The following is a 26346-nucleotide window of genomic DNA, read 5'->3' on the forward strand; positions in this document are numbered from 1 at the left end:
TAAAATGAAAAAAGGAGTTACAGTAACCATATTGATTTTAATTGCAATAGTTTTTTTCGGGGCATTATATTATTTGTATGCCAAAAACCAGGAATCTCCTATCGTTTTTGAAACGGATAAAGTAGAAGTCAAAACTATTGTAAAAAGTACGCTTGCCACAGGGAATATCGTTCCGGATGAAGAAGTATTAATCAAGCCAAATATTTCGGGGATTATTGAGGCGGTGTATATAAAAGCAGGTGAATCTGTTAAAGCAGGGGATATGATTGCCAAAATAAAGGTAGTTGCTAATGTTTCTAATTTAAGCAATTCTCAAAATCAAGTGCAAACAGCTCGAATTGAATTGGATAATCAGGAAAAATTATTCCAAAGACAAAAAACATTGTTTGACAAAGGAGTTATTTCTGCCAATGATTTTGATGCAGCGCAATTGGCTTATAATCAAGCTAAGCAGAATTATAGAGCATCTGTTCAAGGGTTTGATATCGTAAAAACAGGAACGAGTTCAGGACTAGGAAGTTATGCCAATACTTTGATCCGTTCTACTGTAAACGGAATGGTACTGGATGTTCCTGTAAAAGTAGGAAATCAGGTAATTGAGAGTAATAATTTCAATGAAGGAACTACAATTGCAAGTGTTGCAGATGTTGGAAGAATGATATTTGTAGGCAAGGTTGATGAGTCTGAAGTTGGGAAAATAAAATTAAATATGCCTATTGAAATTACTGTTGGGGCAATTGAAAACAAAAAATTCACGGCTGTATTGACAGATATTGCACCGAAAGGGAAAACAGAAAATGGAGCCATTCAATTTGAAATAAAAGCAACTTTAACCAACAGAGACAATACATTTATCAGAGCAGGATTAAGTGCCAATGCATCAATTATATTAGAAAAAGCTGATAAAGTACAGGCCTTAAAAGAATCATTAGTTCAGTTTGATAAAAAAACGCTAAAACCGTTTGTAGAAGTTCAAACGGGCCCTCAGAAGTTTGAAAGAAAAGATATAACACTTGGAGTGAGTGACGGAATTTATGTGGAAGTAAAAAGCGGTATCAAAGCATCGGATAAAATTAAAGTCTGGAATCAAGGATTAATAAAAGAGGAGGCAAAACCAAATTAATCGCCCACAAGCTTTTTGATAAATTAAATAAGTTAATACGCATGGTATTTGCTATGCTTTATTCCAATAAAAAATGAAAAAAATAAATCATATAAAAATTGTTTTAATCCTTCTGATCGGATTGTCCACTCAGGCACAAACTAAAGTATGGACTTTGGAGGAGTGTGTGAGATATGCATTAGATAATAACATTACGATAAAAAATTCCGAATTAGATGTAAAAAATGCCGATATTGATAAAAAAGATGCTTTTGGCAGATATCTTCCATCAGTGAATGGGAGTGCTTCTCACTCTTGGAATATTGGACTTAATCAGGATGTTACCACTGGAGTTTTACGTAATCAGACTACTCAATATTCATCAGTAGGTATAACTGCTGGTGTGGATATCTATAAAGGCCTGCAAAATCAAAATACTTATCGAAGAGCAAAATTATCAATGATTGCCTCGCAGTATCAATTATTAAAGATACAGGAGGACGTTTCGCTGAATGTAGCAAACGCTTTTCTTCAGATTTTATCTTTTAAGGAAGATTTAAAAGTGAAAAAAGAACAATTATCGATTGATGAAAAACGCTTGAAGCGTTCTGAAGAAATGGTAAATGCGGGAACAATTCCAAGAGGAGATCTGTTTGATTTAAAAGCAACTATAGCAACTGATAAACAAAACATAACAGTATCTGAAAATAATTTATTGATATCAAAGTTAAGTTTGGCACAGCTTTTACAATTAAAAGAGTTTGTAGATTTCGATGTAGCAGATGATACAAATCTTAATGATGAGAACAACATAATGTCTCAAAAACCAATTGATATTTATAATAAAGCAAAAGAAACCAGAACTGAATTAAAATTAGCTCAGACCAATCTTGAAATAGCAGAAAAGAATGTTGCTATTGCTAAAGGGGCATATCAGCCAACTTTAAGTGCTTTTTATGGCTTTAATACAAGAGCCAGTTATTCTGATATTATTAAGGGCACAGCTCCAAACACGGCCAATCCTACAAGTCAAATAGGTTTTGTTGAAGGTACTAATCAAGCGGTATTACAAAATAATTATTCACCTGTTTTGGGTGGTCCTCAACCCGTCTTTGATCAGTTTAGTGACAACAAAGGACACAATTTTGGCCTTCAATTAAATGTTCCAATATTTAATGGGTTTTCTGTGAGAAATAATGTAGAACGCAATAAAGTAAGTTTAGAAAAATCTAAAATTGATTTAGAGCAGAAAAGTTTAGATTTGCAGCGTAATGTTTATACTGCTTTTACCGATGCAAAAGGAGCTCTTAATACTTATGAGTCCGCAACAGTAGCTTTAGAAGCGAGACAGCAGTCTTATGATTATGCTAAAGAAAAATATGATGTCGGATTAATGAATTCTTTCGATTTTACTCAGGCGCAAACATTGCTGACAAATGCGCAATCAGACGTTATCAGAACAAAATACGAATATATATTCAGAATAAAAATACTTGAATTCTACTTCGGAATCCCAATTGTCCCAATTACCAAAAATTAATCAATTATGTCAAAAAAAACAATTTACATCATATTAGGAGCAGCAGTAGTAGTTATTGGATTGCTAATAGGATTGTCAAAAGCAGGAGTTATTGGTAACAAAGATAAAGGAAAAGAGGTCGAAATCGCTCAAGCTGAAACAGGTACAATAGTAGAAACTGTTTCAGCAACTGGTAAAATTCAGCCCGAAATCGAGGTGAAAATTGCATCGATGGTTTCTGGGGAGATTATAGATTTGCCTATTAAAGAAGGTCAAGTTGTTAAAAAGGGGGATTTATTAGTAAAAATAAATCCTGATTTATATACTTCTGGATTAAATAGGAGCGTTGCCAATTTATCTGGATCAAAAGCAGGTTTAAGCCAATCGGATGCTTCATTTAATGAGGCTAAGGCAAATTACGAAAGAAACAAGACATTGTTTGAAAAAGGAATTATTTCCAAATCCGACTGGGACAAGGCTATTTCTTCTTTTGAAGTAGCAAAAGCTAACAAACAATCCGCTTATTATAATGTACAAAGTGCTTCAGCATCTGTAAACGAAGCTAAGGATAATTTGGGCAGAACAGTGATTTATGCTCCTGCAGATGGAACCATATCGGTGTTAAATGTAGAGCTTGGCGAAAGAGTTTTGGGAACACAGCAGATGGCTGGAACCGAACTTTTAAGAGTAGCCAATTTAAATAATATGGAAGTTGAAGTTGATGTCAATGAAAATGATATTGTGAAAATTAAAGTTGGGGATTTAGCCAATGTTGAAGTTGATGCTTATTTGAAAAAACAATTCAAAGGAGTGGTTACCAGTATTTCAAACTCTGCCAGTACGGCCTTAACTGCAGATCAGGTGACTAATTTTAAAGTAAAAGTGCGAATCCTGAAAGATTCCTATAAAGATCTGATCGCTGGAAAACCTGCTGCTTACTCTCCATTTCGTCCAGGTATGACAGCTACCGTTGATATTATTACAACCACAAGGGCGAATGTTGTTAAAGTTCCTATAAGTTCTGTTGTAGTGAAATCTGATACAACTGCTGTTAAAGCCGGACAAACGGAAGGATCTGAATCTGACGACAAAAAACTGGTTCCAAAAAGTGATAAAAAATTTGAATGTGTTTTTGTAAAAGTGGGTGATAAAGCCAAAATCAGAATCATAAAAACAGGAATCCAAGACGATACTAATATTGAAGTATTATCTGGTCTTAAAAAAGGAGAAACAGTAATCACTGGGCCTTATACTACTGTTTCAAAGGATTTGAATTCTGGTGATAAGGTTTTTATTCCCAAAGAAGGTGAAAAAAATAAATAATCAATAATTTTTGCAAAACTGTTTTTTGTCAATTTCAGTTTTATAAAAAGGACATAACACGTTTAGATTTTCTAGACGTGTTTTGTTTTTATTAAGGTTTTTTAAAAATTCGGTGTAAATTTGCAATCATTTTAATTATTGGATGTTTTTGATGATTATTCCAAAACCTCATAGCAATTTAAAAATTTAAAAGAAAGTGTATATTCTTAATATTGAAACGGCTACCAAAAATTGTTCTGTTGCTTTGGCAAAAGAAGGAAAAGTTATATTGTGCAGGGAAATTGCCGAAGAGGGCTATTCTCACGCTGAGCGGTTACATGTTTTTATTGAAGGAATTATCAGCGAAGCACAAATTCAATTCAAGGATTTGTCCGCAATTGCTGTAAGTCAAGGACCAGGTTCTTATACAGGTTTGCGAATTGGTGTTTCGGCAGCGAAAGGCTTGTGCTATGCTCTAGGTATTCCAATGATAGCAGTCGATACTCTACAGGTTTTAGCTGCTAAGGCTAAAATTGCTGACGGATTGATCATTCCAATGATTGACGCCCGTAGAATGGAAGTCTATAGTGCTGTTTTTTCTGCTGATTTAGACAAAAAAAGAGAGGTTCTGGCTGAGATTATTACCGAAAATTCTTTTGAAGATTTTACAGAGAAACTTTACTTTATTGGCGATTGTAACGAAAAATGCAAAGCCGTTTTAACAAAAGACAATTTTGCTTTTCTAGACGATATTAAGTATCCATCGGCTAATGAAATGAGTGCTTTGAGTTTTGACAAGTACAAAAAAAACGACACTGTTGATGTCGCTTATTTTGAACCTTATTATTTGAAAGACTTTTTGATTGCCAGTCCTAAAAATAGTTAGAACTTATTTATTATTGTTCGATAGTTCTGAGACATAAGGCTGGAAAATTATACCAGCATCGTCAAAAGCCATTTTGCAGTCTTCCAAAGTCGTGGCTACTACACTGCTGAAATCTTCAATATTAGCCCAAGGTCTTACTGCCAGTTGAATAGAACTGTCTGTGAGGTTTTTAACCGATACTTCAGCAACTGGCGAGGTTAATATTTTTGGGTTTTTGGCCAAAGCTTCGGTTATAATGTCTTTTGCTTTTTTTAGGTCGGTTCCATAAGATATTGAAATGGTCAAATCAGCTCTTCTTGTTCCCTGCATCGAATAATTGGTAATGATTCCGTTTGACAAGGAACCGTTTGGAACAAAAATGGTCTGGTTGTTTCCGGTTACCAATTTGGTTACAAAAATTTGAATTTCCAAAACTGTAGCTTGTATCCCTTGTGCTTCGATAGTGTCTCCCACTTTGAAAGGCTTGAAGAGAATAATCAAGATTCCACCGGCAAAATTGGATAATGAACCCTGCAGCGACATACCAATTGCAAACCCCATAGTTGCCAGAATCGTAACGAATGAAGTAGTCCCGATACCCAGTTTATCGATGACGGTTACAAATAACAGACCTCTTAAAACCCAAAGTAAAATGTCGGCGAGAAATTTGGATAATGTTGGATCCAGATTTCTTTTAATCATTAATTTTCTAACAAGTCTATTGATGATTCGGATTGCGTAGAGCCCAATGAATAAAATAATAAGCGCAGAAATAACCTCAGGGGAATATTCTGCTATTTTTTTTATGAAAAAATCGGCGTAAGTGGAAATGTAATTTGGATCTAAAGTCATATTTTAATTCATGAAATTCTCTATGAAGAGAGTTATTTATTGAACTGCAAAAATACGATTTTATATTTTTTATAAAAGCTATTCAGAATCTTCTTCTTTCTTTTCTGCTGGATTTTCAAGTCCATTTGAATCAGAAGAAATTGTTTCTTCGTTTTGATTATCTAAGGTTCCAGTTTCTGTTGCTTTGGTATCGTTTATAATTGATTCCGCTTTTTCAATATATGGAGCAGCAGCTTCTTTTGCTTTTGCGAGAGCATCTTCCACAAAAGCTTCTGCTTTTTCGACATGAGGGGCAGTGGTTTCTTTTACTTTGACTGCCGTTTCTTCGATAAAAGCCTCAGCTTTTTCTAGTATGGGAGCCGCAGTTTCTTTTACTTTAGTTACTGCTTCGTCTACAAATGCTTCTGCTTTTTCAGCATACGGAGTTACAGTTTCCTTTATTTTACCAGCCGTTTCTCCGATAATAGCTTCTGCTTTTTCTACGTAAGGCTGTGCACTTACTTTGGTTTCGTCAATAGCTGCTTCGGCATGATCAATTATTTCGTCTGCTGTTTCTTTGGCCGAACCAAATAAATTTTTTAAAAATGATGTTACTCCCATTGGTTTTTAGTTTTAGTTAGGTAATCAAAAATAAATGTTTTTTATTTAAAATACTGAAAGTCAGTATTTTTATTTGTTCGTGAAGAGTTTAATGTTTGGACTCAGACCAAAAAAAAGCGTTTCCAAAATGAAAACGCTTTTATATTTATTTTTTCCTGTAATTAAACAGCTTCTACTTTAATTCCTTCATCATTCAGCATGCTTTTTAGCATATTTTCGATACCGCTTTTTAGCGTAAAAGTCGACGATGGGCATCCATTGCAAGCTCCCTGCATAATTACTTTTACTGTTTTTGATGTATCATCATAGGAATCAAAAAGAATATTACCGCCATCAGCAGCAACTGCTGGTTTTACATATTCTTCTAAGATATTGATGATTTTCTGTGAAGTTTCGTCAAGAGAGTCAAATGATTCGTCTTTTGCTTTTTCATCCTTCACAATTGTCTGAATTAAATTCTCGTCAAGAACACTTCCACCGTTTTCAATAAACTGCTTGATAAAAGTTCTTAATTCTAATGTAATATCCTGCCATTCATTAATGTCATATTTTGTAACCGAAATATAATTTTCATCAATAAATATCTCTTTTACATATGGAAATTTAAATAGTTCAGTAGCCAGCGGTGATGGAGCGCTTTGATCTATATTTTTAAATTCGACAGCATTTTTCGTGATCATTCTGTTGACTACAAATTTAAGTGCTGCCGGATTTGGAGTAGATTCTCCATATACGGTAATTGCCTGTTTTTTTGGTCTGTTCTCATCGGCGTTAATTATAACTCCGCCTTTGTTAACATAAGCTTCGATTTGCTCTGCAACTGCTTCCTTTACATCGTCCCATTCTACTATACTGAATCTTTCAACCGCTATAAAATTTCCTGAAATATATACCGTTTTTACAAATGGCAGATAAAAAAGCTGTTGAGCCAATGGCGAAGATTTAGCTTCATCAATATTTTTAAATTCAAAGCTTTCATTTTGAGTGATAAAGTCTGGAAATTCGAATTTAATTATAGTAGGATTCTGTGTGTCTTTTATGGTAACTTTAGTCATAAGTTTGTTATTTTTTGCAAATTTACTAAAGTTATTTTCCACGATTAACTATATTTGGTTTTTTAATGAATAAATTAACAAATGTTTTTCTTGCGCCATTAATTTTTTAAACCATTTCGTAAATGTACACTAGAATCAAGTTAGTAATTGTTCTCTTTTTTATTAGTTTAAATGTTTTTTCGCAAGAAGGAATTCCTGTATATTCTGATTATTTATCGGATAATTATTATTTGATTTTTCCATCGATGGCAGGCGCTTCAAATTGCAGTAAAGTAAGGCTTACTGCTAGAAAGCAATGGTTCGATCAGGAAAATGCGCCAGCACTCCAGACACTTAGTTACAATGGTAAGATAGGAGAGCGGTCTGGAGCAGGGGCGATACTTTTTAATGATGTAAATGGATATCATTCACAATTTGGCTTCAAGGCTACCTATGCACATCATATTATGTTTTCCAGAGATGAGGTTGATTTGAATCAGTTATCTTTTGGTGTTAATGTGGGAGTTAGTCAAAGTCAATTGGATGAAACCGAATTTCAGAATTCTGGTGATTATGATCCGGCCTTAGGTAATATAGAGCAGAATGCCTCTTATTTTAATTTAGATATTGGAGCATCTTATAATTTTCTTGATTTTAGTTTTAATGGAGTTGTAAAAAATGTTTTGGAGACCAGACAAGAATTGTATACAGAATATGAAAGTGATAATCTGAGAAAATTTATTGTTAGTGGTGGTTATGTTTTTGGCAATGCTGATAAAGTGCTTTTTGAGCCTTCGTTACTTTTTCAATATGTAGACAAGACAAGAGAAAGTTCATTAGATATGAATTTAAAAGCGTATAAAAATCTTGAAATGGGTCAATTATGGGGAGGTTTGTCTTATAGACAGAGTTTTGATGGAGCTGAGAATCTTAACGGAAGTGGAACAGGCAGTCAGAAATTACATTATATCAATCCCCTTGTAGGTTTTAATTATAAAAGTTTCATGTTCGCTTACTCTTATACACATTTGCTAGGAGAGGTACAGTATGAAGGTTCTGGATTTCATCAAATTACCTTAGGGTTTAACTTTTTATGCAAAGCTGCAAAATACGATTGTAACTGTCCAGCAATTAATTAAATTTTATAATTCTAGCAATGATAATAAAACCTGTTAACGGAAAATCACCTAATATACCCGAAGATTGTTATGTGGCAGAAAACGCTACCATAGTGGGTGATGTTACTTTTGGTGCTGAATGCAGTGTCTGGTTTAATGCCGTAATTCGAGGAGACGTAAATTTTATTACTATTGGCAACAAGGTGAATATTCAAGATGGGGCAATTGTTCATTGTACCTATCAAAAACATCCAACTATCATAGGTAACAATGTTTCTATTGGTCATAATGCAATTGTACACGGCTGTACTATTCATGATAATGTATTAATAGGTATGGGGGCTATTGTTATGGATAATTGCGTCATTGGGAGCAATTCAATTATTGGAGCAGGATCAGTGATTACACAAAACACAATTGTAGAATCAGGTACCATTTGGGCTGGCGTTCCGGCCAAGAAAGTAAAGGATATTGATCAATCTAATTTTGCTGGCGAAATTGAGCGTATTTCCAATAATTACGTGATGTATTCGAGCTGGTTTAAGGAATAAATAAATTTAAATATTTATTTTTTCAAAGAAAGAAGCCTTGTAACTCTCACTAATTGGTATTCTTTTTTCGGCAATCAGTACCTTGTTTTTTTGTATTGACTTTACATGTTTGATGTTGATGATATACGAGCGATGAATTCTTGCAAATCCTTTTGGCGACAATAAATTCTCAAGTTTTATCAGGCTTATTAGTGTTAAGGTATATTTATTATCTGTGGTATATATTTTTACGTAGTCTTTCAATCCTTCGATAAATAAAATATCCGAAAAGTTAATTTTTACATTCTCATATTCAGCTCGGACAAACATGAAATCATGTTCAATTTCTGGAGAACTTATCGTTTGATTGGTTTGCGGGAGGGTCTTGGGAACAAAAATCTGCTGTGCCCGCAACACTGCTTTTAAAAATCGATTAAAAGGAATTGGTTTTACCAGATAATCTACGGCACCAAGATTAAAACCTTCGACTGCATAATTGGAATAAGCTGTTGTAAATATGATCAAGGGCTTTTTCTCGATTGCATTGATAAAATCAATACCCGTAAAATGTGGCATCTCGATGTCCAGAAAAATTAAGTCAACTTCTGATTGATTGATTATTGATATGGCATCAATTGCATTGGTAAATGTGGTCACCAGCTCGAGTGAATCTACCCTTCCCACAAATTCCACCAGCAAGTCTACTGCCAATGGTTCATCGTCAATAATAACACATTTCATATTCCTGTAATTTATAATGTTGGTGTAAATGTTGCATTTGTCTGTGGTTGAATTTGATCTAATTGCAAAACTAAATTTACTTTATATTTTGATTCAGTTGATTTTATATCCAGCTGATGCGTGTTTGGATAAAGCAGAGCTAGTCTGTTTTTAATATTTGCCAATCCAATTCCTGAATTTTCGGGATCTTTTCTGTTGTTTTCAATTTTATTTTCTATGCAAAAGGTAAATATATTTTCTTCAATAGTAATTACAATTTTGACATAGGCTGTCCCTTTGTAATCGGTTCCATATTTGAATGCATTTTCTATAAATGAAATTAAAAGCATGGGTTCAATATATTTGTCCTTGGTGTTGCCATGTATATTTATGGAGATATTTTCAATGTTGTTAAGCCTAAGTTTTTGTAGATCAATATAGTTTTTAATATAATTGATTTCCTTTTCGAGCAAAACATATTTATTGTCCGTTTCATAAAGCATGTACCGCATCATTTCGGATAAAGTTACGATAGCATCGGGAACCAAATCCGATTTTTTATGCGCCAATGAATAAATGCTGTTTAAGGAATTAAACAAAAAATGAGGGTTTGTCTGGGTTCTTAGGTAGTTTAATTCTGTTGCTGTTCTTTGACTCTCGGCAATCAATTTATTTTGCTGGTCACCGTAAAACTCTGACAGCGTTTTGATGATAGTGCTGATGGCTATAATTAAAATATAAAAAACAGAAGGTATAATTTTGAAGAAAATGGGCTGGTTCCTTCTATGAATTCTATGTTCAATATTATTGTTGGCAAAAGGAATTTTTGTGAAATTAACACTATTTGGTGGTCTCATATCTCGGAATTCAGGCATGAAAAATTCATGTCTGACAACCATGAAAATTATAATCAGAACTAATATAATGCTTATGTAATAGACGTATTTTTTCTGTAAAAGAAAATGAGTTACCAGATAAGTGTAATTAAGGTAAAATAAAAAAATTCCTGTAAGCCATTGCACATAGAAATCAGTGCTGATACGGCTAGGACTTTCGTAAAATTGAATAAGAGAGGTACAAATAAAAAAACACCAAATAACGGCATGAATCAGTATTTTGCTGGAGAAGTTGTTTTTTATCGATACGAAGTTCATCTGCTTATTATTTTTAATAAAATTAAATCATTTTTTGTAATAGTGGGTGAGTTATTGGACTTCAATTTTTTGAGAACTAATTGCCCTACAGCCAACGCTTCTTTTTCGGTTTCAAAACTTTTGGATTCACTGATTACAGGAATAATAGTTTGCTTGATAAGTATTTTGTCATTGCTGGTAATAACATATCCCCAGCCATTGGTAATTTTTATCGATTGAATTTTCAAGTCTTGTTCTTTTTGGCAAAAAATAACCAGCAGTACTCCAATCAGGAATATAATTAGGCACAGATTTAGAGTATATGACAAATTCTTCTGGATTTTTTTCCAGAAGAATTTATTGTTGGTATTATTAGTTGTCATCGTCATTCTGTTCTTCTCTTGGTTTAAATTCCCAAACATCATCAAAGTATGAAGTTCCTGATTTTCCTTGTAAAATGAAACCTCTTTCTCCATTTATGGTAATTCCTATGGCATCCGATCTGCCAGATCCTTCCAAGGATGTTTTGTTTGTCCAGATATCGGTATTCGGATTGTATTCCCAGATGGTATTGCCGCTTGATCCGCAAGCTACGTAGCCTAATCCATCTATTGAAAAACTGGATGCATTGGCTCTGGTGATTGAATAAGTGTCGTGATCGCTTTCGTCATCATCCAAGTCTCTTTTTCTAGTCCAAATATCTGTACGGGGATCAAATGCCCAAAAATCAACTTGATTAACACCGCTATTAATTCCTGTGCCTAGATAAGCAATATCATTAATTACAAATACTGTGGCATTTCTTCTTTTGTTGCCACTAAAGCCATTTACTTGTGTCCAGGTATTATCGGTATCACTGTATTGGTAAAAATCTTTTAGATAATTGCCATCATATCCAGTTCCTAAAAAAGCTTTTCCTCCTACTTGAAAACCTACGGCACTATAACGGGCGGTTCCTGCAAAATCTGCTTTTTGTGTCCAGGTATTCGTTTCTGGATCGTATTGATAAAAATCTTTTAATTTATTGGTTCCGTCATAGCCAAGGCCAATATATCCTTTGCCATTTAATTCAAAGCCGCTTCCGGAGCTTCTGGCAATACCAATAAAATCTGCTTTTTGTTCCCAATAGTCTCCTGTAGAATTATATGCCCAAAGGTCTTTTAGGTATTCATCTCCTGTATAACCAGTTGTGACATACGCATACGTACCAATAACAAAACTGGCTGCACTGGATCGTGCTGGGCCATCAAATGCAGATTTTTTTACCCAATTTCCTAATGTGTCATCATCGTCATCATCATTACTGCATCCAATGAAAATTAAGCTGATAAGGAATGTGGTAATAAAGATACCTTTTTTTAAATGTTTCATAATGTGCATGGTGTTTATTAAAGTTTGTATTTGATGCTAATGGAAAAGATACCTCCGTTTTTTAATGCCTGATTAATTTCAGCCGTTTCATTTTCATCCGAAAATCTGAATTCCTTGCTGGTAGAATATCCTCCTTTGAAATTTACAAACCACGAAGTGTCAATGTTTCTTTCATATTGCAATGTGGTTTCCATTTGCGAAAATCCAGCTTTGGTTATCTTTTTATCAGCTGTAATGATGGAAGGGCTGAGGTTGTAATTGCTTCCGCTAAAGTCATTTTTTAAGCTGAAAGAATCGCGGATAGAACTGGAATAGGAGAGTGAGGAATTTGGAAATCCTAATTTTAGATATACATCTTTATTAAACTGATGATTCAAAGAAATTGTTGGCAATATTTGTGGTTTTCCAAAAACGGTCATTCTTTTTATTCCTAAATCAATGCTGTTATTTTGGCTCAGCACTTGGCTTATTTCTATTCCTCCCAAAAGTGTTACATCTGAAATGCTGATGGTATTTTGAAAATTAACTGTCGGTTCGAAGCTTAGATTCAATTTTGTTTTTTCGGAAAACTGATGTGAAAATTCAAAAGCATTTGTAAAATTGTTAAAATGAGTATTGCTGTAATTGGAATTGTAATTTTCCAGCAGATAGTTTTCAACTTCATCAGCAATGGTGGTACTCTTATATTTGAAAGTGTTTTTCAATGCATTAGTGATGCTGATGTCTTTAAAAAATTGCATTCCAATTTCCGTTTGTTTTATAGAACCATTATCTATCGGTTCTGTTTTGGTATTAAATTCAAGAATATGCCCGTTTTGTGCATGAACGCTGCATAACGGAATCAAAATCGAGAGCTTAATAATATTGTTTATTCTCATTATTTAATTATTGGGCCAAAAGTAGCGGTGTTGCCAGTCAATAAAAAAGAATATATATACATGGCTATATTTTATAGACAAACTGGCAATTACCAAGGCTGAATCCAGACTTTAAACCAGATTGCAGTATGTAGATTGTTTTTGTGCTTTTATAGACTGTTTGTCCCCGATGGTATATGTTATTAGGACTGCTAAAATGTGGACTGATATATTTGCTCAAAAAAAAGATATGTACAGGTTTTTGCTTTTAATTTTTTCGGGCTTGCTTATTATTTCATGTGATTCTGATATTGATGCGGGAGAGTTTGTAGTTGGTGCCGATTATCTGGCAGTGAATAATAAAGTGCTTTCAATAGATACTGTAACTGTGGATGTTTCTATTGTAAAATTGGATTCTTTGATCACTTCAAGCGAAAGCAGGATTCTGGTTGGCAATTATGATGATCCGCTTTTTGGAAAAATAAAATCAGATAGCTATTTTCAAGTATCTACTAGTTCATTTAATCTTTACAGTCAAAATTCGGATACTGATGCCACTGGCTATGTTTTTGATTCCATTGCCATGATTATGAGATATGATGACTATTACTATGCCGATACGACTAAGGTACAGACTTTAAATATCCATAGGGTTTTAAAGAATTTTAAGCCGAATGCAAATGATAATAGTTTCTATAATAATTCCAGTTTAGTTTATAATGAATCCAGCTTGGGATCTATCTCGTATCAGCCAAAGCCTTTAGGTAAGGACAGCATTACTATTAAGTTGGATAATGAATTTGGACAGGAGCTTTTTAATAAGTTTAAAAACAATGAAATTACAGCTTCAGGAGAGTTTACAGATTATTTAAAAGGTTTTGTCATAAAATCATCTTCAGGCACTTCCTCGAGTGTGATAGGCTTTAATTTATCAAGTGTCCTTCGTTTGTATTATTCAAAAGGAATTGGCGGTACTGATGATAATTATATCAAAGATTTTACAATTTCAGATATAAGCAAGCAATTCAATGCCGTGTCATCTGATAGGTCGGGAACTTTAATTCAAGATCTGCCCTTGTCCAAAATGAGTTTATCTACAATTTATACGGCGAATAGCGGTTTTATTCAGTCTGGAACAGGAATTGCCTGCAGGGTTGACTTCCCTTATATACGGCAGCTGAAATACCTTTCGGATAAAGGAGCTATCGTTGATGCCAGATTGATAATGAAACCTATTAAAAACTCGTATTCCAAAATGTTTCCATTGCCCGAAAAACTGAGCGTGTATGTTGTCGATAAATTGAACCGGCTTAAATCAGCATTAACAGATTCTGAAGGCTTGAATGCTGTTGCGGCTCTTAATAATAGCAATGATGAATTTGATGAAAATGTAAGTTATGAAATTTCTTTGGGTGCTTTTCTGCAAAAGGAAATGCTCAAAGAATCAGACTCTAAAAGCGGACTGCTCTTTACTCTGCCCAATTTATCTAAAGTTGTAGATAGGGTTGTTCTGGGAGATCAGTTGAGTAAAGAGAATAAAATGAAATTACAAATTTATTACATTACGTATTAATGAAAAAAAGTCACTTATTCTTCGTTTTAGTATTTTTTTCTTCCTTGTTGTCTTATTCACAAAGTATTGCTACTTCACCATATTCCCTTTATGGTTTAGGAAGTCTGTATGAATCTAATTTTGGATCGACAGCAGCTTTAGGCACTGCAGGAATAGCCCTTTTGTCAGATGATTTTATTAACAATAAAAATGCAGCTTCCTTAGTCAATATTCCGGCCAATAATTTCTTTTTTGAGATTGGCGGTACTGGAATTCAGTCTTCTTTTGAAGATAATCTTAAAAAGGAAAACAGAAACAATTTTCAGTTTTCTCATCTTGCATTTGCTTTTCCAATTACAAAGAAATCTGCGTTCAGTTTAGCGATGATGCCTTATTCGAGTTCTTCCTTTAAAATATCAGGATTAAAAATTCCAATAATTGATGGCAATAATGAAAACTATTATCTGGATGTAATAGGGACTGGCGGACTTAATAATTTGGATTTCTCTTATGCTTACAAATTGAGTAATAAACTATCTATAGGGTTTTCTGCTTCAGTACTTTTTGGAAACACTACCGACCAGAGAACGTATACAATTGGAAGTTCGACTGTAAGTATTGATAAAAAAGTAAATTACAGCGGTATTAGGCCAATCCTGAGTTCACAGTTAAAAATGAATTCAGCACTCACTTTTGGACTCAATGTGAAATCTCCAGCACGGGTTAATGCGTCCAAAATTCAATCAGTTGTTATTTCGAATTCGGCTGGCACTTCTTCATTAGAAACCGATGCACAATCTGTTACGGATGATTTTTATCTGCCTTTGGATATTGGTTTCGGAGTTAATAAATCATTCCGGAATAAGTTTAATCTGAATATCGATTATGAAAAAAGTTTCTGGGATGCTACTAATCAATCCGATCTGTATGGTAGTTTTTCAGATCAGGAAAAAATTTCTTTAGGTTTTTCATATTTAAAAACTAAAACATCCAGAAATTATTTTGACAGGATAAAATATGCAGTCGGTGCTCACTATGATACTGGTTATCTTGAGATTGATGGCAAAAAGATAAGTGACAGGAATTTTTCAGTTGGAGTTTCGCTGCCTTTGGACCATCTTTCGTCGGCTTTGTTTATTTCATATACTTATGGGAGCAGAGGTCAAATAACCAATTCATTGATTCAGGAAAATTACCATAAATTAACCTTGAATCTTAATTTGGATGGTATTTGGTTCGTTAGAAAGAAATTAGAATAATTTAGAAATCCTTTTGTTCAACCTGGTATTTATTTTCCAGGATTTCGTTTAGAACTTTAGGATCGGTATTAGTATAAAAAATAGAGTCTCCCTTTGTGCCACTTGAAAAACCTGTTTTTTCTCTGAGTATATTCTGGGTTTGTTTCGCTACAGCTTCTCCAGAATCAATGATATGAATATGTGCAGGAATAATTTTTTTGATCTGAGGAATTAAATAAGGATAATGACTGCATCCCAATACAAGATAATCAATATTGGCTTCAATCATCGGGGTGAGATATGAATACAGTAATTGAGTCATTTCGAGAGAGTCTATTTTGCCTTCTTCAATTAGTTGAACTAGTCCATAACCCACTTGTTCTATAATTTTTGTATCCTGAAACTTCTCAGTCGTTTTATTAAAAAGTTCACTGTTTAATGTGCCTTTTGTTGCTAGTATTCCTATTGTCTGAGTCTTGGAATTTGTTGCAGCTGGTTTTATCGCTGGTTCGATGCCAATAAATGGAATACTGTATTTTGCCCTCAATTCCTGAATAGCATTGGTTGTTGCAGTATTGCAGGCCACAACAATTAATTTACATCCCATTTCAATCAATAAATCCGTATTTTTCATGCTCAACGCAATAATCTCATTTTTTGATTTCTGTCCGTAAGGGGCATTCTTGCTGTCAGCTAAATAAATTGTTCGTTCGTTAGGCAATAATTCATGAATAGCTTTCCAGATAGAGGTACCGCCAATTCCAGAGTCAAAAACACCAATTGGGCTGTCGTTTGTCATGGTTTTAAATTTAAGGCTAAAGTGTTGTTTTTAATATAATTTAGACTGCAGTTTTGTTTTGGCAATGGCAATAATCCAAAACAGAATTTCTAAGATTAAATATACTATATTTTATAATGTAAAAAAAAACTGCTCACTCTAAAAAATAGTTTAGAATGAGCAGTTTTTAAATGTATAGGCAGATTAAAAACCTAAATCTTTTTTTACGTCAACAGTAATATTTGTTCCGTCTGCAAGCAGAAGAGTAGAGCTGTCAAGCACATATTGGAATCCTTTAGCTTTACCAACCTTTTGAATAGAAGCTTTCACTTTTTCCATAATAGGCTTCATGATTTCAGACTCTTTATTTTGTAATTCTTTTTGAGCATTGTCTCTAAAATCAACAATTCTTTTTTGCATATCCTGAACTTCTTTTTGGCGTTCTTGATTTACGGCCTCAGTAACTTTTGCAGATTCCTCTTCGTATTTTTTTAATTTTGCCTGGTACTCTTCAACCATTTTTTTGTAGTCACTGTCATAAGTTGTTCCAAGAGTTTGTAATTGCTTTTGAGCATCTAATATGGCAGGCATTTTTCCCATGATTTCAGCCACATCCACATGAGCTACTTTAGTTTGAGCTGATGAAATTTGAGCAGCTCCTATAAAAAGTATTGCAGCAATTAGTAAAGTTTTGAATTGTTTCATTGTTTTAAAATATTTAGTAATTAATTAGAATTTGTATTTTTTTTATTTTACTTCATTAGCTTTTTTAAGAGCTTCTTTCTCTTGTATTTCTTTTAATCTTTTTTCTTCGAGTGCTTTTTTGTTTGCTTCTCTTTCTTCCAGGATTTTTTTTCTTTTTTCTTCTAAGGCTTTTTTGCGTTCTTCTTGTGCATTTGGCTTAACCTCTTCAGTTACTGTTTTGGCTGTTTCTGTATTTGCAGAAGGGGTTGCTGTTGTGGCTTCTGTTTTTGGCGGTGCAACAACTGTGCCATTTTTTTTAGCCTCTCTTTCAGCTAGTAATTGTTTTCTTTTTTCTTCGTACTTTTTCTTTGCTTCTTCTTGTGCTGCTTTTTTATCTGATACTAATTTTTCACGGGCAGCCTGTTTGTCTAATAATGCTTTCTCTCTTGCTGCCAATTCAGGATTTTCATCTAACGCATCTTCTTTCTCTTCTTTTGCCTGCTCTTCTTTTAGCTGTTTTTTAGTCAGCTGTTCCCTTTTTTCGGTTCTGTTTAGCACCCGAATCACTTGATCGCTGATATCAAATCTTTTTGCAGCAAAAAGAATGGTTAAATGGGAAGATTTATCAAATATGAAATCATATTTTTTGGTTTCTGCAATGTCTTGGACAGCCGTGAAAACCTGATCTTGAATAGGTTTTACCAATCCTGCTTTTTGTATTATCAAATCTCCGTTTGGCCCAAATCTTTTCTGCTGATAATCTAATTTTTCGGTTTCAAGAAACTTTATTTCGGTTTCTCTCTCTTCGATCAATTCAGCTGTCAATAAAGGTCTTTCGGCTTTTAGAGCCTCAGTGAGTTTATTTATTTCTAATTTTTTAGCTTCTATTTCTTGTTTCCATTTCTGGGCTTTTTGTTCTAATTGAGCTTTTGCTTCGGTATAGTTGGGTACATTTTGCAATATGTATTCCATATCAATATAACCTACTTTGTTTCCTTTGGTTTGAGCGTTAATTGCTGTTGTCGTGATTAAGGATAAAATTATAAATAAAAATTCTTTTCTCATAATTTTTGATTTTAGAAATTTCAAACCAAAGTCATTTAAAACTGTTGCCCTATTATGAAATGCGTTTGCCATCCACTTGGTTTTATTGCTCCAGGAACAGCATCATATCCATATCCGAAATCAATACCTAACAATCCAAATGCTGGCATAAATACTCTTAATCCAACTCCTGATGAACGATTTAAGTTAAATGGTTCATAGTCAGATAATGTGGCGTAGGCCTGTCCAGCTTCGGCAAATGCAAGGGCATAGATGGAAGCTGATGCTTTTAATGTTATCGGATAACGCATCTCCAAAGAGAATTTGTTATAAATAGTTGCACCATAAGCGTCCCCATTGCTGTTGGCTGGTGTTAATGATCCATTTTCATAACCTCTCAATCCTATGTTTTGCCTTCCGTCTATAGAACTTCCAGCCATACCGTCTCCTCCTAAATAATATCTTTCGAAAGGAATTACTCCTCGATCTTGATTGTAAGCACCCAGGAATCCAAATTGAGCTACTGTGCGTAATACTAGTTTTTTATATAAAGTGGTATACCAGTCACCAGTAAATTGAATTTTGTAATATTCCAGCCATTTGTATTTTTCCTGATCTACTTTTCCAGGATCGGCAACAGCATCTTGATAGTTGTCTACTTTGTTAGGAAGACCAGAGGATGGCAGCTTGTCTACATAATCCCCTTTATTTACAACTTTGTCATTGTTATCTACATATGACGTGCCATAAGCTACACCATCATACTTGTATTTATATTTTTCCTGTTCCCCTAACGTAGCATAATCAATTCCGTTGAAATAAGAATAAGGTAATGTAAATTCACCAGTTATAGAAAACTCTGCTCCATAAGTTGGGAATATAGGATTGAGTCCTTTGCTATTACGGGTTAAGCCTATGTTATATGATAAATTTTTTGAACTTCCATTGGCAAAAGTAAACAATCCATAATAATAATTGTGCAGGTCATATTGCTGGAATCTGATCGATTGCGAAAGCGTGAAAAAATCGTCTGGTACCGTAAGTCTTTTTGCCAGACCTACAGATAATGACAAGATGTTGATGTATTTTGATTTGTCAATTCTTTGTGTTTGATAATTTGAACTGTATTGCTGGCTGAAAGCAAATGATGTACTAAATGAAACAGGTTTTTTTCCTCCAAACCAAGGTTCTGAAAAGGATAAGCTGTAGGTTTTGTAATAAGAACTAGCCTGCAGACGCAATGCTACTTTTTGTCCATCACCCATTGGAACTGGCTGATAAGCATCTTTATTAAACATGTTTCGTGCTGAAAAATTATTAAAAGATAATCCTAAAGTACCAACGAAACCACCACCGCCGTATCCTCCTTGGAGTTCTATCTGGCTAGCTCCTTTTTCAACAACATTATATTCAATGTCCACTGTACCAGCTCCAGAATCAACATTCTTGAATTTAGGTTCAATCTTTTCAGGATCAAAAAAGCCTAATTGTCCAATCTCTCTGATTGTTCTGACCAGCTCAGCCTTATTGTATTTTTCGCCTGGTTTAGTTCTTAATTCTCTATAGATAACTTCATCATTTGTTTTGTCGTTTCCAACTACTGTGATTTTGTTAAAATATGCTATTGGGCCTTCAGTAACCCGGATTTCGAAGTCGATTTTATTATCTACAGTTTTAGTTTCAACTGCATTGATATTTGAGAATAAGTACCCATTGTTTTGATATAAATTTGTTATATCCTCACCATCTGGTTTTGACTTGTCAGAAATTCTTTCCTGTAATAGAACGCCATTGTAGATATCGCCAGTATTAATCCCTAAGAAGCTTCTTAATAAATCATCAGAATACACCGTGTTTCCAATGAACTTGATATTGCCAAAGTAATATTTTAGCCCTTCTTCTACTTTGATTTTGATATAAATGGCGTTTTTTTCTTCGTTATATGCTACAGAATCGCTTACTATACGGGCATCGCGATAACCAATTTTTTTGTAGTCATTAACTATTTTTTCCAAGTCCTCTTGGTACTTGTCTTCAATATATTTTGATCTTTTTAAGATATTAATAGAGTTCTTTACTTTGGTGTTTTTCATTGAACTCAAAAGCTTTTTGCTAGGCACTTCCTTATTGCCTTCAAAATCAATTTTGTATATTTTTATTTTGTCACCAACATCTACTTTTACAAGCATGTTTACATGGTTGGTTTCTGTAGTGTCCTTAGTTGTTGTTATGTGGACCTTGGTGTTGAAAAAGCCATCTTTCTTGTACTTTTTCTCAATATAATTTTTAGTAGTTGTAATTAAGTTCTCAGTTACAATTTTGCCATTAGTCAAGCCATTGTCTTTAATAAAACTTTCCGTTTTGCTTTTGGATACACCTACGAATTTAACCTCATTTATTTTAGGTAATTCTTTGATGTTCAGGTCAAGGAAAATGCTGTCATTTTCTATTCGGTCTACGTAAAAAGCGATTTCATCAAAAAGGCCAAGTTTCCCCAGTTTTTTTATGGAACTGCTAATCTGTTCACCAGGAATTGTAATTTCCTGTCCTTTTTCCAGTCCAGCAAATGTAACAACCGTTTGAGGGTTGAAGCTGATATCTCCAACAACTTTTACATCTCCCAAAATGTATTTTTTACCTTGATCAAACGGTACTCTGTCCTGTGCCTTAATTTGGGTATAAGTTCCTAATATTATAAAAGTAAGGACTAGTTTTATGCTTTTGTGTAACACTAAAAAATTATTTAATTTGTTCGCTTGTTTTTCCAAATCGACGTTCTCTTTTTTGATAACTAATGATAGCCTCATGCAGATTTTCTTCTTTAAAATCAGGCCATAGTACATCTGCAAAGTATAATTCTGAATAGGCTATCTGCCACAACAAAAAGTTACTTATCCTATGTTCTCCGCTTGTTCTAATCAATAGATCGACATCAGGTAAATTATGCGTGTAAAGATGCTCATTAATAATTGAATCGTCAATACTGTCTATTGAAATTATATTATTTTTAACTTTATCGCTTATTTTTTTCACAACATTTACTAATTCTTCCCTAGATCCATAACTTAAGGCAAGAGTTACTGTCATTTTGGTATTTTCTTTTGTTTTGTCTATAACATCAAATAATTCCAATTGAGCGTTTTTTGGTAATTTCTCTAAATTTCCAATAGCATTCATTTTGATGTTGCCTTCCTGCATGGTTTTTAGTTCTTTCTTTAATGTTTTTATGAGTACTTTCATTAAAGTGTCAACTTCCAGCTTGGGTCTGTTCCAGTTTTCGGTAGAGAAAGCGTATACGGTCAGATATTCAATTCCTAGCGAATTACACTCTTTTATAATTTTTTTTAGTGATTTTGATCCATTTTCATGACCAATCGTTCTAAGAAATCCTTGCTGTTTTGCCCAGCGTCCATTGCCATCCATTATGATAGCTATGTGTTTGGGCATATTATTTATATTTATTTCGTTTTTTAACATCTTTTAATCAGCGCAGTAACATGGTTTTTTTCCAAAAGTATAAGTCAATGTTATACCCGAAAATACATACCAATCATTATTATTTAAATTTCCAAATTTTTCCAGATTGCTGTCCGCAGGGTTACTGCCATCAATATTGTCTGTAAATGAATATCTTGCTCCTGCCTCTAATCCTAAAACAAAATTTCTTGCAAAACTGGTTTTAACACCTAAAGTGATCGGAATGGCAATTGAGCTTTTTGTGCCTTTTTTTTTGGTCTGGCCAGACTCTATATATAAGTTGTCATACATAAAATAACTAATGCCTGAATGTACATAAGGTGTAAATTTTGGTCTTTCATCGTGCAGGTTGAAATCAAAAAAATTAAATTCTAATCCTGCAGATAATTCTTTTACATCATTAGTAAAACTGTACCTTCTATCGTGTCTCCCTGGTTCATTTGAGTCACTGTCATCTGCCGAAATTTTTGACTGTGTGTAAGAAAATCTATAAGCATGCCTAGGGCTTCGGTTCCATTTGTATAAAATTCCAAAAGCAGGTTCGTTTGGAGCGATATAAGTTGTTGATCCTACATCTCCTATATAGTTACTTCCTCCCAGGAAAATCCCTATTTCATGAATTTGTGCATTACTGGCAGCAAATGTGAAAAAGCATAAAAATGTAATGAAAATTCTGCTCATAAAATTATTAAGTTGCCTGCAAATATAATAATAATCAATAGGATTCGACATGTATCTGCCGAATAGTGTCTTTTTTTGAAAAAAGATTCTTTTTTGCAGGGGAATGATAAAGTTGCAAACGATAAAAAAAGAGTAATTAGTATAGCTGTACAATCATTAATTTCTTCTGTCTTCGCCCCAAAGCAATTTTGTTCTCAGGGTTTTAAAGAATGTTTCTTCAGGAATTTCAACCATGTTAATTTCAAAATTGGTTTTCTTTATGATTAAGATAGAATCATTTTTTACACTTGTAATTCTGGAATCCAGGGAGACTAAATATTGATCTTCTCTGCCAGATACTTTTAACCGGATTTCGGTAGTGTCTGGAACCACCAGCGGTCTTGCGTTTAAATTATGCGGAGCGATTGGGGTAATTACTACGCTTTTTACATCGGGAGTCAAAATTGGGCCTCCGCAGCTTAAGGAATAGCCTGTAGTTCCTGTGGGCGTGGCAATAATTAATCCGTCTGCCCAATATGAATTTAAAAATTCATCATTCAGATAAGTGTCTATAGTAATCATCGAAGTGGTGTCTTTCCGGCTGACTGATATTTCATTCAAAGCAAAATTAAGACCTTCTATAGCTGTGTTTTCAGGAGTACAAGTTATGCTCAATAAGGTTCTTTTAGAAATTTTATATTTTTTATCGATGACAATCTGCATGAAAGCAGCTATATTTTCCTTTTGGACAGTTGCCAAGAAACCTAACCTGCCTGCATTAATTCCTAATATTGGGATTCCAGAATTGCGTACAAGTGTTACGGCTCTTAACATTGTTCCATCGCCTCCAATGCTGATTAACATATCAAAAGTAGAATCTAAAACATCCTGCGAAGAAAAGGTATTGTATTCTTTCTCGATGATTTTTTTTTCGTACAACATGTTTAAGAAATCGGATTCAATAGCCATTTCTACATTATTATTGTTAAAAAACACAAAAATGTCTTTAATTATAGGTTCTGTGCTTACCAGATAATATTGGCCAAAAATAGCTACTTTCATTTTTTTTGATATTTTGTTGTTTGTTATTGATTTGGGGGCTTGTATTCAATAACTACATATTCAGATATTTATCTAAATAGTCTGAACGCTCTTTTAAGCTGTTGATATAATTGTCTTCGTTGTGCTCTGAGATGATTTCGTAATTGTATCTTCTAAAAGTCTGAATAATTTCATTTAATGAACCTACATTGATTTTCAGCGTAACCTCGATAGTATTAACGTCCGAATTGGAAATAAAGAGTCCCAGAAGCTTGCCGTTATTGCTTTCGACAATTTGGGTAATTTGGCTCATTGAATAGTCTATGGCATTTTTGCTTACAATGATGATGGCTCCCTGCTCTTTTAGGAAAGGGGTTTCATGAAAAAATTTAATAACATCTTCCATTTCATAGTAGCCAACATAGGCATTATTTTCGTCTAATATTGGAACCAGATTCGTATGGTTTTTAGCAAAAACTTCTAAAACGTCCAGCCAGATCATATTGGCTCTGGCAAAAAAATGTTCTAAGGTATATTTATAATCAGTGACTTTTTTATCACTGTCAAAAGTTTCAATATCATCGGCAGCAATGCTCCCTATGTAAATTCCTTCTTCTACAATTGGGAAATGAGAAAAGGTTACATCATCAAAAAAAAATTGAACTTCCCCAATAGTTTCCTGGGTGTCAATTGCTTTGTAGTCGTTTGTTATGTAATCTTTTAAATCATTCATAAGTTTTCGTTCAATAAACGATGCAAAATAATCAAAAATATACAAAATATGCTACCTTTTACTTTGTATTTTTGTTGTCTCAAAATAATATGACTTACAATTAATACTTGTTTCTATGACAAAGCTTAGCGTTAATATAAATAAAATAGCCACTTTGCGTAATGCCCGAGGAGGAAATGTACCTGATCTGCTTAAAGTTGCTGTAGATATTCAGAATTTTGGAGGGCAGGGAATAACAATTCATCCTCGTCCCGATGAGCGTCATATTCGCTATCAGGATGCACGGGATTTAAAATCAGTAGTTACTGCAGAGTATAATATTGAAGGAAATCCGCAGCATAATTTTATAGACTTGGTTTTAGAATGTAAACCAGATCAGGTTACTTTGGTTCCTGATGCCATTGGAGCAATTACCTCATCTGCGGGCTGGGACACTATAAGAAATCAGTCATATTTAACAGAAGTTATTCAGGAATTCCAGCGAAACGGGATCAGGACTTCTATTTTTGTGGATCCAGTTCTTGAAATGATTGAAGGGGCTAAGAAAACAGGTACCGACAGAATTGAATTATACACCGAAGCTTTTGCACACCAATACGCTTTAGGAAAGGAAGATGGAATTGAGCCTTATGTTAAAGCAGCAGTTTTGGCTAATCAGTTAGATTTAGGAATAAATGCAGGACATGATTTGAGTCTGGATAATGTTCAGTTTTTTAAACAAAATATTCCTGGATTATTGGAAGTTTCTATTGGGCATGCCCTTATAGCGGAAGCACTTTATCTTGGTCTTGATAATGTGGTGAATATGTATTTGAAGAAATTGAAATAGTTTATAAATTAGATGAATGGTCTTAGACGGGAAGTTTTAAATCTGCTGTCTAAAATCTAAAATCTGCAATATGAAATTGTAATGCTCTACTCAAAAATAGAAGGTTCAGGAAAACCTTTACTTATCATTCACGGTTTTTTAGGGATGTCTGATAACTGGAAAACATTAGGAACACAATTCGCCACCGATGGTTTTGTGGTCCATATGCTGGATTTGCGCAATCATGGACGCAGTTTTCATTCGGATGAATTCAGTTATGAAATTATGGCTCAGGATGTTTATGACTACTGCAAGGCAAATGGTTTACAGTCTATTGATGTTATTGGTCACTCAATGGGAGGAAAAACAGCCATGCTTTTAGCAGCCTCTTATCCAGATTTAGTTGATAAATTAATAGTTGCTGATATTGGCCCCAAATTTTATGCTCCGCATCATCAGGATATTTTGGAAGGACTGAATGCAGTAGATTTTTCTAATAAACCAAGCCGAAACGAAGTCGAAGAAATCTTAAAAGCGTATATTCCCGATTTTGGAACGCGTCAGTTCCTGATGAAAAGTTTATTTTGGTTAGAGCCGGGGCAATTAGGTTTTCGATTTAATTTGAAGGTGTTCAATGAAAAAATAGATGAAATCGGTAAGGCTTTGGCAGCTGATATGGTGTTTGATAAGCCAGCTCTTTTTATTCGCGGAGGCAATTCTAATTATATTTTAGATTCTGATTTTGAAGGAATTATAAAACATTTTCCAGCTTTTACTATTCAGACTATTCCCAATGCGGGACATTGGCTACATGCCGAAAATCCTAAAATGTTCTACGAATTAGTAAGTGTTTTTTTAAAATAATGGAATAATATATAGAAAATTTATTATTTTTATTGAAATTTAAAATGTTGCAGCTATGAATTTGATTATACGAATAATTGTTACCGCTGGGCTGGTATTTGGAATTGCCCATTTTTTGCCAGGAGTTCATGTTGCTGGACCTTTTACAGCAATGGTTGTAGCTGTAGTTTTGGGACTGCTCAATATTTTTATCAAGCCAATAATGGTGCTGCTGACACTGCCTTTTACTATAGTAACTTTAGGTTTGTTTTTGTTAGTAATAAACGCATTGGTGATATTGCTTTGTACTAAAATTGTTGGAGGTTTTACCGTAGATACGTTCTGGGTAGCGATGTTTTTTAGTATAATTTTATCATGCTCCCAGTCAATTGCTTATTCTATTATTGGAGGAGATAAATAAGTTTTAAGCTTTTTGATAGTAAAATAGCCTTATTGTTTTTGCAAAAAAAAATAACAATAGAAAA

General features: G+C 33.9%; 27 protein-coding genes. 11 read left to right on the forward strand and 16 right to left on the reverse strand.

From position 1 onward, the window contains the following. Positions 1-4 precede the first annotated feature (4 nt). From ABEG11_RS02470 to tsaB, 4 genes are all read left to right on the forward strand, one after another. Complete coding sequence (locus tag ABEG11_RS02470) at positions 5-1123, forward strand: efflux RND transporter periplasmic adaptor subunit (protein WP_348822618.1); 1119 nt, start codon at positions 5-7, stop codon at positions 1121-1123. A 73-nt stretch (positions 1124-1196) separates the two neighbouring features. Next, on the forward strand, positions 1197-2642 hold the full coding sequence (locus tag ABEG11_RS02475) for a TolC family protein (protein WP_348822619.1): 1446 nt from the start codon (positions 1197-1199) through the stop codon (positions 2640-2642). Between the two features lie 6 nt (positions 2643-2648). Continuing rightward, positions 2649-3944, forward strand: a complete 1296-nt coding sequence (locus ABEG11_RS02480; RefSeq protein WP_348822620.1) for an efflux RND transporter periplasmic adaptor subunit — start codon at positions 2649-2651, stop codon at positions 3942-3944. Between the two features lie 196 nt (positions 3945-4140). Beyond that, positions 4141-4809, forward strand: coding sequence for a tRNA (adenosine(37)-N6)-threonylcarbamoyltransferase complex dimerization subunit type 1 TsaB (gene tsaB, locus ABEG11_RS02485; RefSeq protein WP_348822621.1), 669 nt, complete (start codon positions 4141-4143; stop codon positions 4807-4809). A 3-nt stretch (positions 4810-4812) separates the two neighbouring features. Here tsaB and ABEG11_RS02490 read toward each other — a convergent pair whose 3' ends face one another. From ABEG11_RS02490 to ABEG11_RS02500, 3 genes are all read right to left on the reverse strand, one after another. After that, complete coding sequence (locus ABEG11_RS02490) at positions 4813-5640, reverse strand: mechanosensitive ion channel family protein (RefSeq protein WP_348822622.1); 828 nt, start codon at positions 5638-5640, stop codon at positions 4813-4815. Positions 5641-5718: 78 nt separating this feature from the next. Next, on the reverse strand, positions 5719-6240 hold the full coding sequence (locus ABEG11_RS02495) for a hypothetical protein (protein ID WP_348822623.1): 522 nt from the start codon (positions 6238-6240) through the stop codon (positions 5719-5721). A gap of 161 nt (positions 6241-6401) precedes the next feature. Then, entirely contained in the window at positions 6402-7295 is an 894-nt protein-coding gene (locus ABEG11_RS02500; RefSeq protein WP_348822624.1) for a NifU family protein, read from the reverse strand. A 122-nt stretch (positions 7296-7417) separates the two neighbouring features. On the opposite strand from ABEG11_RS02500, the gene ABEG11_RS02505 reads away from it, so the two are divergent. Together ABEG11_RS02505 and ABEG11_RS02510 are read left to right on the forward strand one after the other, a co-directional pair. Beyond that, complete coding sequence (locus tag ABEG11_RS02505; RefSeq protein ID WP_348822625.1) at positions 7418-8413, forward strand: PorP/SprF family type IX secretion system membrane protein; 996 nt, start codon at positions 7418-7420, stop codon at positions 8411-8413. A gap of 17 nt (positions 8414-8430) precedes the next feature. Next, the gene (locus ABEG11_RS02510) at positions 8431-8943 is read left to right on the forward strand and encodes a gamma carbonic anhydrase family protein (RefSeq protein WP_348822626.1); all 513 of its coding nucleotides are present in this window, start codon (positions 8431-8433) and stop codon (positions 8941-8943) included. Between the two features lie 6 nt (positions 8944-8949). Here the strand turns inward: ABEG11_RS02510 and ABEG11_RS02515 are convergent, their stop codons facing one another. The 5 genes from ABEG11_RS02515 to ABEG11_RS02535 form a co-directional block, all read right to left on the reverse strand. Further along, entirely contained in the window at positions 8950-9663 is a 714-nt protein-coding gene (locus ABEG11_RS02515; protein ID WP_348822627.1) for a LytR/AlgR family response regulator transcription factor, read from the reverse strand. 11 nt (positions 9664-9674) lie between these two features. Continuing rightward, positions 9675-10499 (reverse strand): sensor histidine kinase, encoded by an 825-nt coding sequence (locus tag ABEG11_RS02520; protein ID WP_348822628.1) that lies wholly within the window; start codon positions 10497-10499, stop codon positions 9675-9677. Between the two features lie 293 nt (positions 10500-10792). Continuing rightward, positions 10793-11158, reverse strand: coding sequence for a DUF4907 domain-containing protein (locus ABEG11_RS02525; RefSeq protein ID WP_348822629.1), 366 nt, complete (start codon positions 11156-11158; stop codon positions 10793-10795). Then, a complete protein-coding gene (locus ABEG11_RS02530; RefSeq protein ID WP_348822630.1) occupies positions 11148-12146 on the reverse strand; it encodes a Kelch repeat-containing protein in 999 nt (332 codons plus the stop codon). The genes ABEG11_RS02525 and ABEG11_RS02530 overlap by 11 nt, the downstream gene beginning before the upstream one ends. A gap of 17 nt (positions 12147-12163) precedes the next feature. Then, entirely contained in the window at positions 12164-13024 is an 861-nt protein-coding gene (locus ABEG11_RS02535) for a DUF6268 family outer membrane beta-barrel protein (RefSeq protein ID WP_348822631.1), read from the reverse strand. Positions 13025-13253: 229 nt separating this feature from the next. Here ABEG11_RS02535 and ABEG11_RS02540 point away from each other — a divergent pair, with 229 nt between their 5' ends. Together ABEG11_RS02540 and bamG are read left to right on the forward strand one after the other, a co-directional pair. Beyond that, positions 13254-14576, forward strand: coding sequence for a DUF4270 family protein (locus ABEG11_RS02540; protein WP_348822632.1), 1323 nt, complete (start codon positions 13254-13256; stop codon positions 14574-14576). Beyond that, positions 14576-15814: a BamG family beta-barrel-assembly machinery protein gene (bamG, locus tag ABEG11_RS02545; RefSeq protein ID WP_348822633.1), complete on the forward strand. Its 1239-nt coding sequence runs from the start codon at positions 14576-14578 to the stop codon at positions 15812-15814. The genes ABEG11_RS02540 and bamG overlap by 1 nt, the downstream gene beginning before the upstream one ends. A 1-nt stretch (position 15815) precedes the next feature. On the opposite strand, the gene murI is transcribed toward bamG, so the two are convergent. The 8 genes from murI to ABEG11_RS02585 form a co-directional block, all read right to left on the reverse strand. After that, positions 15816-16592 (reverse strand): glutamate racemase, encoded by a 777-nt coding sequence (gene murI, locus ABEG11_RS02550; RefSeq protein ID WP_348822634.1) that lies wholly within the window; start codon positions 16590-16592, stop codon positions 15816-15818. A gap of 183 nt (positions 16593-16775) precedes the next feature. Next, positions 16776-17276, reverse strand: coding sequence for an OmpH/Skp family outer membrane protein (locus ABEG11_RS02555; protein WP_348822635.1), 501 nt, complete (start codon positions 17274-17276; stop codon positions 16776-16778). Positions 17277-17318: 42 nt separating this feature from the next. Then, positions 17319-18320 (reverse strand): OmpH/Skp family outer membrane protein, encoded by a 1002-nt coding sequence (locus ABEG11_RS02560; protein ID WP_348822636.1) that lies wholly within the window; start codon positions 18318-18320, stop codon positions 17319-17321. 35 nt (positions 18321-18355) lie between these two features. After that, entirely contained in the window at positions 18356-21106 is a 2751-nt protein-coding gene (gene bamA / locus ABEG11_RS02565) for an outer membrane protein assembly factor BamA (RefSeq protein WP_348822637.1), read from the reverse strand. Continuing rightward, on the reverse strand, positions 21039-21776 hold the full coding sequence (gene uppS, locus ABEG11_RS02570) for an undecaprenyl pyrophosphate synthase (protein WP_348822638.1): 738 nt from the start codon (positions 21774-21776) through the stop codon (positions 21039-21041). Before uppS ends, bamA begins: the two co-directional genes overlap by 68 nt. 3 nt (positions 21777-21779) lie before the next feature. Next, positions 21780-22457 (reverse strand): type IX secretion system protein PorG, encoded by a 678-nt coding sequence (gene porG / locus ABEG11_RS02575; RefSeq protein WP_348822639.1) that lies wholly within the window; start codon positions 22455-22457, stop codon positions 21780-21782. A 156-nt stretch (positions 22458-22613) separates the two neighbouring features. Continuing rightward, positions 22614-23498: an NAD kinase gene (locus ABEG11_RS02580; protein ID WP_348822640.1), complete on the reverse strand. Its 885-nt coding sequence runs from the start codon at positions 23496-23498 to the stop codon at positions 22614-22616. 52 nt (positions 23499-23550) lie between these two features. Further along, positions 23551-24210, reverse strand: coding sequence for a CBS domain-containing protein (locus ABEG11_RS02585; RefSeq protein WP_348822641.1), 660 nt, complete (start codon positions 24208-24210; stop codon positions 23551-23553). 115 nt (positions 24211-24325) lie between these two features. Between ABEG11_RS02585 and ABEG11_RS02590 the strand changes: the two genes are divergently transcribed. From ABEG11_RS02590 to ABEG11_RS02600, 3 genes are all read left to right on the forward strand, one after another. Then, complete coding sequence (locus ABEG11_RS02590; RefSeq protein WP_348822642.1) at positions 24326-25039, forward strand: pyridoxine 5'-phosphate synthase; 714 nt, start codon at positions 24326-24328, stop codon at positions 25037-25039. Positions 25040-25120: 81 nt separating this feature from the next. After that, entirely contained in the window at positions 25121-25882 is a 762-nt protein-coding gene (locus ABEG11_RS02595; RefSeq protein ID WP_348822643.1) for an alpha/beta fold hydrolase, read from the forward strand. Positions 25883-25937: 55 nt separating this feature from the next. Next, entirely contained in the window at positions 25938-26282 is a 345-nt protein-coding gene (locus ABEG11_RS02600; protein ID WP_348822644.1) for a phage holin family protein, read from the forward strand. Positions 26283-26346 lie beyond the last annotated feature (64 nt).

It is taken from the genome of Flavobacterium aestuarii (genome assembly GCF_040049115.1).
GTDB lineage: Bacteria > Bacteroidota > Bacteroidia > Flavobacteriales > Flavobacteriaceae > Flavobacterium > Flavobacterium aestuarii.

Excerpts from the sequence above, each read along its gene's own strand:
- ABEG11_RS02470 (WP_348822618.1), top strand. The coding sequence starts at position 5 with ATGAAAAAAGGAGTTACAGTAACCATATTGATTTTAATTGCAATAGTT.
- ABEG11_RS02475 (WP_348822619.1), top strand. The coding sequence starts at position 1,197 with ATGAAAAAAATAAATCATATAAAAATTGTTTTAATCCTTCTGATCGGA.
- ABEG11_RS02480 (WP_348822620.1), top strand. The coding sequence starts at position 2,649 with ATGTCAAAAAAAACAATTTACATCATATTAGGAGCAGCAGTAGTAGTT.
- ABEG11_RS02490 (WP_348822622.1), bottom strand. The coding sequence starts at position 5,640 with ATGACTTTAGATCCAAATTACATTTCCACTTACGCCGATTTTTTCATA.
- ABEG11_RS02495 (WP_348822623.1), bottom strand. The coding sequence starts at position 6,240 with ATGGGAGTAACATCATTTTTAAAAAATTTATTTGGTTCGGCCAAAGAA.
- ABEG11_RS02500 (WP_348822624.1), bottom strand. The coding sequence starts at position 7,295 with ATGACTAAAGTTACCATAAAAGACACACAGAATCCTACTATAATTAAA.
- ABEG11_RS02505 (WP_348822625.1), top strand. The coding sequence starts at position 7,418 with ATGTACACTAGAATCAAGTTAGTAATTGTTCTCTTTTTTATTAGTTTA.
- ABEG11_RS02510 (WP_348822626.1), top strand. The coding sequence starts at position 8,431 with ATGATAATAAAACCTGTTAACGGAAAATCACCTAATATACCCGAAGAT.
- ABEG11_RS02515 (WP_348822627.1), bottom strand. The coding sequence starts at position 9,663 with ATGAAATGTGTTATTATTGACGATGAACCATTGGCAGTAGACTTGCTG.
- ABEG11_RS02520 (WP_348822628.1), bottom strand. The coding sequence starts at position 10,499 with ATGAGACCACCAAATAGTGTTAATTTCACAAAAATTCCTTTTGCCAAC.
- ABEG11_RS02525 (WP_348822629.1), bottom strand. The coding sequence starts at position 11,158 with ATGACAACTAATAATACCAACAATAAATTCTTCTGGAAAAAAATCCAG.
- ABEG11_RS02530 (WP_348822630.1), bottom strand. The coding sequence starts at position 12,146 with ATGAAACATTTAAAAAAAGGTATCTTTATTACCACATTCCTTATCAGC.
- ABEG11_RS02535 (WP_348822631.1), bottom strand. The coding sequence starts at position 13,024 with ATGAGAATAAACAATATTATTAAGCTCTCGATTTTGATTCCGTTATGC.
- ABEG11_RS02540 (WP_348822632.1), top strand. The coding sequence starts at position 13,254 with ATGTACAGGTTTTTGCTTTTAATTTTTTCGGGCTTGCTTATTATTTCA.
- bamG (WP_348822633.1), top strand. The coding sequence starts at position 14,576 with ATGAAAAAAAGTCACTTATTCTTCGTTTTAGTATTTTTTTCTTCCTTG.
- murI (WP_348822634.1), bottom strand. The coding sequence starts at position 16,592 with ATGACAAACGACAGCCCAATTGGTGTTTTTGACTCTGGAATTGGCGGT.
- ABEG11_RS02555 (WP_348822635.1), bottom strand. The coding sequence starts at position 17,276 with ATGAAACAATTCAAAACTTTACTAATTGCTGCAATACTTTTTATAGGA.
- ABEG11_RS02560 (WP_348822636.1), bottom strand. The coding sequence starts at position 18,320 with ATGAGAAAAGAATTTTTATTTATAATTTTATCCTTAATCACGACAACA.
- bamA (WP_348822637.1), bottom strand. The coding sequence starts at position 21,106 with ATGAGGCTATCATTAGTTATCAAAAAAGAGAACGTCGATTTGGAAAAA.
- uppS (WP_348822638.1), bottom strand. The coding sequence starts at position 21,776 with ATGTTAAAAAACGAAATAAATATAAATAATATGCCCAAACACATAGCT.
- porG (WP_348822639.1), bottom strand. The coding sequence starts at position 22,457 with ATGAGCAGAATTTTCATTACATTTTTATGCTTTTTCACATTTGCTGCC.
- ABEG11_RS02580 (WP_348822640.1), bottom strand. The coding sequence starts at position 23,498 with ATGAAAGTAGCTATTTTTGGCCAATATTATCTGGTAAGCACAGAACCT.
- ABEG11_RS02585 (WP_348822641.1), bottom strand. The coding sequence starts at position 24,210 with ATGAATGATTTAAAAGATTACATAACAAACGACTACAAAGCAATTGAC.
- ABEG11_RS02590 (WP_348822642.1), top strand. The coding sequence starts at position 24,326 with ATGACAAAGCTTAGCGTTAATATAAATAAAATAGCCACTTTGCGTAAT.
- ABEG11_RS02595 (WP_348822643.1), top strand. The coding sequence starts at position 25,121 with ATGCTCTACTCAAAAATAGAAGGTTCAGGAAAACCTTTACTTATCATT.
- ABEG11_RS02600 (WP_348822644.1), top strand. The coding sequence starts at position 25,938 with ATGAATTTGATTATACGAATAATTGTTACCGCTGGGCTGGTATTTGGA.